At 47.2% G+C, this 8,151-nt stretch carries 8 protein-coding genes; 1 reads left to right on the top strand and 7 read right to left on the bottom strand.

From position 1 onward, the window contains the following. The first annotated feature begins 74 nt into the window (after window positions 1–74). Window positions 75–1,919: a dihydroxy-acid dehydratase gene (ilvD, locus tag AACP44_RS07385; protein ID WP_339339842.1), complete on the top strand. Its 1,845-nt coding sequence runs from the start codon at window positions 75–77 to the stop codon at window positions 1,917–1,919. 100 nt (window positions 1,920–2,019) lie between these two features. Here the strand turns inward: ilvD and AACP44_RS07380 are convergent, their stop codons facing one another. The 7 genes from AACP44_RS07380 to AACP44_RS07350 form a co-directional block, all read right to left on the bottom strand. After that, the gene (locus AACP44_RS07380; protein ID WP_339339841.1) at window positions 2,020–3,387 is read right to left on the bottom strand and encodes a hypothetical protein; all 1,368 of its coding nucleotides are present in this window, start codon (window positions 3,385–3,387) and stop codon (window positions 2,020–2,022) included. A 39-nt stretch (window positions 3,388–3,426) separates the two neighbouring features. Continuing rightward, entirely contained in the window at window positions 3,427–4,035 is a 609-nt protein-coding gene (locus tag AACP44_RS07375; protein WP_339339840.1) for an energy transducer TonB, read from the bottom strand. 6 nt (window positions 4,036–4,041) lie between these two features. Further along, the gene (locus AACP44_RS07370; RefSeq protein WP_339339839.1) at window positions 4,042–4,452 is read right to left on the bottom strand and encodes a biopolymer transporter ExbD; all 411 of its coding nucleotides are present in this window, start codon (window positions 4,450–4,452) and stop codon (window positions 4,042–4,044) included. Between the two features lie 10 nt (window positions 4,453–4,462). After that, on the bottom strand, window positions 4,463–4,987 hold the full coding sequence (locus AACP44_RS07365; RefSeq protein ID WP_339339838.1) for a MotA/TolQ/ExbB proton channel family protein: 525 nt from the start codon (window positions 4,985–4,987) through the stop codon (window positions 4,463–4,465). After that, on the bottom strand, window positions 4,988–6,370 hold the full coding sequence (locus AACP44_RS07360) for a MotA/TolQ/ExbB proton channel family protein (protein WP_339339837.1): 1,383 nt from the start codon (window positions 6,368–6,370) through the stop codon (window positions 4,988–4,990). Further along, a complete protein-coding gene (locus tag AACP44_RS07355; RefSeq protein WP_339339836.1) occupies window positions 6,370–7,152 on the bottom strand; it encodes a DUF3450 domain-containing protein in 783 nt (260 codons plus the stop codon). The genes AACP44_RS07360 and AACP44_RS07355 overlap by 1 nt, the downstream gene beginning before the upstream one ends. A gap of 337 nt (window positions 7,153–7,489) precedes the next feature. Continuing rightward, entirely contained in the window at window positions 7,490–8,014 is a 525-nt protein-coding gene (locus AACP44_RS07350; RefSeq protein ID WP_339339834.1) for a dihydrofolate reductase, read from the bottom strand. Window positions 8,015–8,151 lie beyond the last annotated feature (137 nt).

Raw genomic sequence — 8,151 nt, 5'->3', positions numbered from 1 at the left:
CATTTTATCCCTTAGCGATTAACTCTATGCTATCCTTACCGGCTTAGAACTAGCCCGCTCTCTAGAGGTTTACAATGCCACAATATCGCTCCAAAACGTCCACCGCCGGCCGCAATATGGCGGGCGCCCGCGCCCTATGGCGAGCAACAGGCATGAAAGATGACGATTTCCAAAAACCGATTATTGCCGTCGCCAACTCTTTCACTCAGTTTGTACCCGGACATGTTCACCTTAAGGATATGGGGCAGTTAGTCGCCCGTGAAATTGAGAAAGCCGGCGGTGTCGCCAAAGAATTTAATACTATCGCCGTTGATGACGGTATCGCTATGGGGCATGACGGTATGCTTTACAGCTTGCCATCCAGAGACCTTATTGCCGATTCAGTCGAGTATATGGTTAACGCCCATTGTGCCGATGCCATTGTCTGTATCTCCAACTGCGACAAGATTACACCGGGTATGCTGAATGCCTCAATGCGGTTGAATATCCCTGTGATTTTTGTTTCTGGCGGCCCGATGGAAGCTGGTAAAACCAAGTTATCCGATCAAAAACTCGATCTGGTCGATGCGATGGTTATTGCTGCTGACGATACCGTTTCAGATGAGAAAGTTGCCGAGTATGAACGCTCTGCCTGCCCTACCTGTGGTTCTTGTTCGGGAATGTTTACCGCTAACTCTATGAACTGCCTCACTGAAGCGCTGGGTTTATCGCTACCCGGCAATGGCTCGATGCTGGCCACCCACGCTGATCGTGAGCAACTGTTTTTACAAGCTGGCCGCACGATTGTCGATATCACTCGTCGCTATTACGAGCAGGACGATGATTCTTTATTGCCGCGTTCCATCGCTAATTTTAATGCCTTTGAAAATGCCATGAGCCTCGATATAGCCATGGGTGGTTCAACCAATACCATTCTGCATTTGTTAGCGGCAGCACAAGAAGGCGGTATTGATTTTACCATGCAAGATATTGATCGCCTTTCCCGCCGCGTACCACAACTATGTAAAGTCGCACCGAATACGCCGCTATATCATATGGAAGATGTGCACCGCGCTGGTGGTGTGATGGGGATTTTAGGCGAGCTAAGTCGCGCCAGTCTGTTGCATGATGATAGCCCGACTGTTCATAGCTCGTCGATGAAAGCAGCACTGGAACACTGGGATATCTGCCAAACCCAAGATGCTGATGTTAAACAGTTTTATCAAGCAGGCCCTGCTGGCATTCCTACCCAAACCGCGTTTAGCCAGAGCACCCGCTGGTCGTCGCTGGATGCCGATCGTGCCAATGGTTGTATCCGCACACTAGAGCATGCCTATTCATTGGAGGGTGGGCTTGCCGTACTGTTTGGCAATATCGCTGCCGATGGCTGCGTTGTAAAAACTTCGGGTGTTGATGAAAGCATTTTGGTGTTTTCAGGATCTGCGCATATTTGCGAAAGCCAAGATAGTGCCGTTGCCGATATTCTGGAAGGCCGGGTTAAAGAAGGCGATGTGGTTATCATTCGCTATGAGGGGCCACAGGGCGGACCGGGTATGCAGGAAATGCTTTATCCAACCAGTTATTTAAAGTCGAAGGGCTTGGGTAAAGCGTGTGCCTTACTCACCGATGGTCGTTTCTCTGGTGGCACCTCAGGCTTATCCATTGGCCATGCCTCACCGGAAGCCGCTGCCGGTGGTGCAATTGGTTTGGTCGAGCAAGGCGATACCATAAAGATTGATATTCCAAACCGCAGTATTAATGTGGATTTATCCGCAGAGCAATTAGAGCAACGTCGAATAGCGATGAATAATCGTGATGATGGTGGCTGGAAACCGGTTGCAGATCGTCCGCGTAAAGTGACTGCGGCACTAAAAGCCTATGCAAAAATGGCAACCAGTGCTGACAAGGGTGCTGTGCGCGATGTATCTATGCTAGATTGATACGCTAATTTCGGCGAGCTTTTCCCCGCTTCTAAAAAAGGCTCAACGCACAAAAAAAGGCGCTTAATAGCGCCTTTTCAATATCCTCAAAACCGTTCGGTTAAACCTGCTCCAAGCTCTTCTGCCGAGCTAGTTCACGATCCATAAACTTGAGCCAGTCTTCTGCATACTTCTTACTGCGCTTATCTTTAGCGGCCTTAATAAAAGCAGAACGGGCTGACTTATACTGTTTTAAGTTGTAGTGAGCCATACCTTTAACCAGATAGGCATTATCAACGCGTTTAACACCGCCTTTTTTTAGACCCTTGTCGCAGGCGTTAACCGCCTTTTTGTATTGGTCGTTATCCAGATAGACGCTGCACAAACGCGTCCATAAATTACCCTTGTCTGACTTGGCGGCAGCTTTGGCGATTTCTGGAATCGCTTTTTTTACTTCTTGCGCCTGACGCCAAGAGTTACCTAACAATTCAAGATTCTTCGAAGTAGGCTCAATGACTTTCTCTTTAATACCTTTATCTAAAACTTTGGCTGCCTTGTAGGGCACCTCGTTTAGCAAGAACAAAGAAGCCATATTAACTAGCTCCTTTTCTTTATCTAACATGCCCTGCACATAGGCTGTTTCCATCGCATGCAGCTGTTGTGACTCGTCTTTTAACTCAGAGTACATACCGGATAATTGCATCCAGTATTGCTTTTTCGGATAGTGCACCAACATTTCACGAAGAATTTCTACCACTTTGCGGTAGTTTTCTTTGTCGTAATAGAGGAAACGCTGCAGGCCGTACCAGTTTTCCTTTGGCACCTTGCCTTTCTCTTTGTATAGGTTGATGGCGATCTCAACGTTTTTTAAAGACTTATCATATTCTTTTAGCTGGTAGTAACCTTGAGACAGCAACATATAGGCGCTGGCGGTTGGTGCTTCAGTAAATTCAAACCACTCCAATAAGGCTTTAACACCATTGGCATAGTCTTCGATCACAAAATACAGCTGTGCAACACTAAAACGTGCCTGAATCACGGTACCTTCAGGAGCTTCAGGCAAGGTCAGAATTCTAGAATAAGCGTTTAGTGCGCCGGGATAGTCTTCTTTTGTATAGTAAATAAACGCATCCATATTCAGAACGTTGGCCATTTCGGCATCGTTCAACGGTCTTTTACCATTTTTCAAATCGCTAAGGATTTCAAGAGCACCTTCGATATCTTTTTCCTCAACCGCCTCTTGTGCCTCCTGCAATTTCTTATAGACCTTGTTGTTCATGGCCTGGGTGCGTTTGGTTTTTTGCTTTTTCTTTTCCTGTTTCTTTTCCTGTTTCGTTTCCTGCGCCTGTGCAACACCCATCAACGCTTGATCGGTATAGGGCTGCAACAACGCTGGCACCACTGCCTGTGCGGCCAAGACTGGCACGCTAATAAGCAAGGCACGTCCCCAGCGTTTTAGTGGTGTAAGTGATAAAACATTCATAATCATTTAGCTAATTCCGAAGTTCTAAGCCTGATTGCTTACCAGCTATTTTTCTAGCTCATAAGTGAATCGGTTTTGTACGCCCAGTACATCAATAGCGTCACCATCAATAACACGTGGCTTATATTTGAACTTAAGTGCCGCTCTAACTGAAGCACGCTCAAAGTAGCCTTTAGGCTGGCAGTCGACCGGCACAGGGTCCTTAATAGAACCTGTCTTGGTCACGGTGTATTCCACCGTACAGTAACCTTCAATACCCCGACTGTTTGCCCGACGTGGGTACATGGGCGCCACCTTAACAATAGGCAGGTATTCACCGTCGGCACCGCCAAGGCCATTGCCTAAACCGATATTTAAGTTGGTATTCATGTTTGGCGACATATTCACCGCGTCCGGATTGACATCCACATCGTCGATTTCAGGTTGTTCAAGATCAGGTGGAGGTTCTTCTGGGTCATCAGGCTTGTCGGGCTTGGGATCTTTGATATTAGTATCGATCTCCCGATCCGGCATGGTGATATCGGCAATTTTAGTAGCCGGCTTTTCATCCAGCGACTTATCCGCCATTTCTATCAGTAGCGGCATTAAATAAAACAGGCCGGTAGTGACTAAAGCCGCTAAGCCGGCGCCTATCAATACGCGTTGGTAATTCATAATGGCTTAATCGTTTTCCGTGGCCAGTGAAACATCAAAAACACCTGCCGCTCGGGCTGAGTCGATCACACCAGCAACCGTTTCCGTGTTTGACTCGTTATCCGCCTGTATAACAACGGCACCTTTGGGATTTTCAGCATGCATACGTTCAATCACCGAACGAACTGCACGTTTGTCGATGCGACGCTTATCAATCCAGATTTCGTTAATCGGATTAATGGCGACAAGGATGTTAACGTTTTCTTTCTTGGTGGCCGTCGACGCTTCAGGACGGTTTACCTCGATACCCGCTTCTTTGATAAATGAAGCCGTCACGATAAAGAAGATAAGCATGATAAAAACAACATCTAGCATCGGCGTTAAATCAATCTCGCCGCCTTCTTCTCCACCTGCATTTCTATTAGCATTTCTGCGCATGATATTTCTCTTAATGATCTGTTGTCAGATGGTCTTCAAGCAATTCGCCTTCGCGTTCTGCAATTTGCGTTATGTAAGTATTGGCAAATACGCCGGACAGTGCAGCGACCATACCAGCCATAGTCGGGATGGTCGCTTTCGACACACCGCCAGCCATTGACTTGGCATCACCACCACCGGTCACCGCCATGATATTAAACACTTCTATCATACCGGTTACCGTCCCCATCAATCCAAACAACGGCGCTAAGGCAACCAAGGTTTTGATCATGGGTAAGCCAGCATTAATTTTCAGGTGCGCCTGAGAAATCAGCTGACGACGAATTTGACGAGCGTTCCAAGACTTGCGCTCATGACGGGCTTCCCACGTATTGATGACGGAATCCAAATCTTGACGCAAGCTGGTCTTAAAGTACCAAAAACGCTCAAAGACCAATGTCCACAACGCGAAGGTGAGAGCGGCAATAAACCAGAGAACGGTGCCGCCCTGCTCCATGAAGCGAAAAATAAAGTCTAGTACATCATTGAGATACATTTATTTCCCCAGTTGGGCCTCAGTATGCTCAGCGATAATGCCAGTTGATTGCTCATCCAACACATGAATAATTTTCTTGGCTTGGCCGTTGGTAAAGGTGTGCAACAATACCGTTGGGATAGCAACTAACAGACCCAGTACGGTGGTTACCAACGCACCGGAAATACCACCCGCCATGGCTTTAGGATCACCTGCACCAAAGATGGTGATAGCTTGGAAGGTAATAATCATGCCGGTTACTGTACCCAGTAGCCCCATTAGCGGTGCGACCGCAGCGATGATCTTCAATAGGTTAAGACCCAATTCGATCTTCGGCACTTCTTTCATCACCGCTTCAGAGAGTTTCAGCTCAAGGGTTTCAGTATCCATGGTTGGATTCTGTTCGTGAACCATCAGCACACGACCCAGCGGGTTGTCGTCATTGGCTTTGCCAGACTGCAACTGGGCATTAACTTTGGTCGACATACCTGCCAACACAATTAATCTCCAGATAGCTAGAACAAACGCCAAAACACCCACTGCCGTGATGGCATAACCGACGTTGCCACCTTGATGCCAACGCTCTGATATAGTGGGCGAGTTAATCAAGGCCGCCAAGAATGAACCGCCTGTAGGACCAGTAGGGTCAGCACCAAAAGGCACTTTACCGTCAGTAGCTTCGGCTAGATCCGAAGCCCAACCCAGATAAGCACCGCTTGGCTGACGAGCCAATTCGGCCAATGTGTCATTTTCAGCAATATATTGCAGATAACGACCTTCGTCACTGATCACGTTGAAAGTACCGACACGAACCACGGTGCGAGTTTCTTTCTCGCCACCCAACTTGGCAACTTCAGTGGTAAAGCTAACCACTTTGCCCGACTCAGTCATTTCACGCTGGATTTCAAACCATAGACGTTCAATTTCTTCAATGCTAGGCAACTGCTCAGCGCCAGCCATTTTAGCAATTAACTGATCAAGGAACTGATCACGACCAGGGTACTGGGCGCTGATTAATGAGTTGGCGAAACTAGAACGTAAGTCACCCGCAGTAGAAGTAAGATGGCCGAATAGCTCAGTTAAAGTACCCAGACGCTCTTTTAACTGACGCCCTTTATCGGCAACAATCAATTCATTTTTTTCAAAGGTTTTTTCCAATCGCGCTGAACGTCTTTCTTCTCTCTCACGCATGTCTTTGGCTTCTTCCAGAAGCCGCGCCTGACGTCTTTTATCACTTCTAAAGCGCGCTTCACGAGCTCTGTTTTCTTTCGCCTCAGTCGCTTGACCTTGTTTCACAAATTCCAACAACTGATCGAGAGTGCGAGCTTCCTCAGCCATCACCGAGCTGGAGGTAACAGCAAGCACAGAGGCAATAATCGCCGGTTTAATCAATGACATTTTCATTATTGTGCTGCCTCCGGTGCGGATACTGGGAGTTTTAAAATATCGATAGAGGCTTGCTTACGTGCTATGCGCAGGCCTTTGAGGATTGCGTTACGATATTCGCCTTTGTCTAGTTGAACAAAGTCGCCTGCTTCTTTGTCCCAGACGCCTGAAATTTCAGTATCAGTGGTTTGGTACATCAACGCTACACGGCCAACTTGAAAAAAGTTAACGTCGCGCTCAACACCATCGATGGACAATGAGCCTTTGTAGGCAGTTACTTTACGACCAAATTCATTTTCAATTTTGTAGGCTTCTAGCACCTGACGAAATTTCTCAGCGACTGACAAATCAGATCGGTCGATACTGCTACGCAAGAAGGCGATACGCTCTTGACGTTCTTCCATCAAAAAGGGCACATCCAGATTGATAAACTGCTCAAGGCTATCGATCATACGGATAACCAGAGGCGTCACCTGACGCTGGATTACCGTGACCTGTTCGATCGACTTTTCAATATCGTCGATACGCTTTAGCTGATTGGCGATTTGCTTCTCCAATCGGGCGTTATAAACCCGTAAACCGTCGACCTGCTTCATAACGGTTTTGTAGTCAGTTAATAATTCACCGGTTTCAGTGGTGAGCTTATCAACCTTTTGTTGAGATAATTGCGCAGCGGTCGTTTTTGCCTGACCTACCTTTAATACAGCGTCAACTGTATTGGCTTGGGCTTGTAAGCCCACTAGCGCGGCGAGTGACATAGTCACAGCAAACGCGATGGTTTTGAATCGATGCATAGTCATGGGGATTGCATTTCCTTCAGAGGTGTTTGAAAAAGCAGATTTAAGAAAACCCTAGCTTCTATATTATTGAGCAGCCTTCTCTGGCCTAGTTCAAGCGGTGCATTTTAATATTAAGCCCCTGCGAGAATCAACGCCCGAGGGCGTTTTTATCGGCAGAAACCCATAATAGGCTGACCGATGCAGTTGTGCGGCGGGGAAATGGGTACATCGGTATCAAAAATTGCCCGCGGTAACATAATCGCTGACGGTGAAAGCAACCCAGCGATCACAGGCCTAGAATCTCAAATCAAAAAAACGGCGTTGTGCTCATACCGCTCAAATAATAAACAGGTTATGTTTATTTATCACGCCCATAAACGATAAAACTATAGCCGTATGGATTGGGGCCTTCAGCGGCAAAACTCTCCTTAGTCAGCACTTTCCAGCGTGATAAATCCAACACCGGAAACCATGCATCTCCCTCTACATCAGCATGAACCTGTGTTAAATAAAGCCGCTCTACACGGTCTAACATTTCGCTGTAGAGCTGCGCCCCGCCAATAATCATCACTTCATCTGCGCCGTCGATAGTGGCTACACTTTGCGCCAGTGTCAGGGCCTGTTCAACGCTATAAGCCACACTCACCCCCTCGGCAACAAAATCCTGCTGAGTCGTCACCACAATATTGGTGCGCCCGGGTAGAGGCTTACCTATCGATTCGTAGGTTTTTCGACCCATAATGATCGGCTTGCCCATGGTGACGGCTTTAAAATATTTAAGGTCATTCGGCAGATACCAAGGTAGCTGGTTATTGCGGCCGATAACCCGGTTTTCTGCCATGGCCACAATCATGCCTACACGGACTTCAAACTCTTCATTCATTATTTACATTTTCCTAAAAGCTTGCCGGCTGGATAAACACTTATCAGCGCCGACACTGGTCAAACGGCAATAGGGGCCTTAATTAGCGGATGCGGATCGTAGCCTTCAAACACAAAATCTTCAAAATCATAATCAAA

This window comes from uncultured Oceanicoccus sp. (assembly GCF_963968385.1).
In the GTDB taxonomy this organism is placed as follows: domain Bacteria; phylum Pseudomonadota; class Gammaproteobacteria; order Pseudomonadales; family Dasaniaceae; genus Oceanicoccus.
The sequence above is the reverse complement of the archived record's forward strand: the minus strand, read 5'-3'. Positions and strand labels throughout refer to the sequence as shown.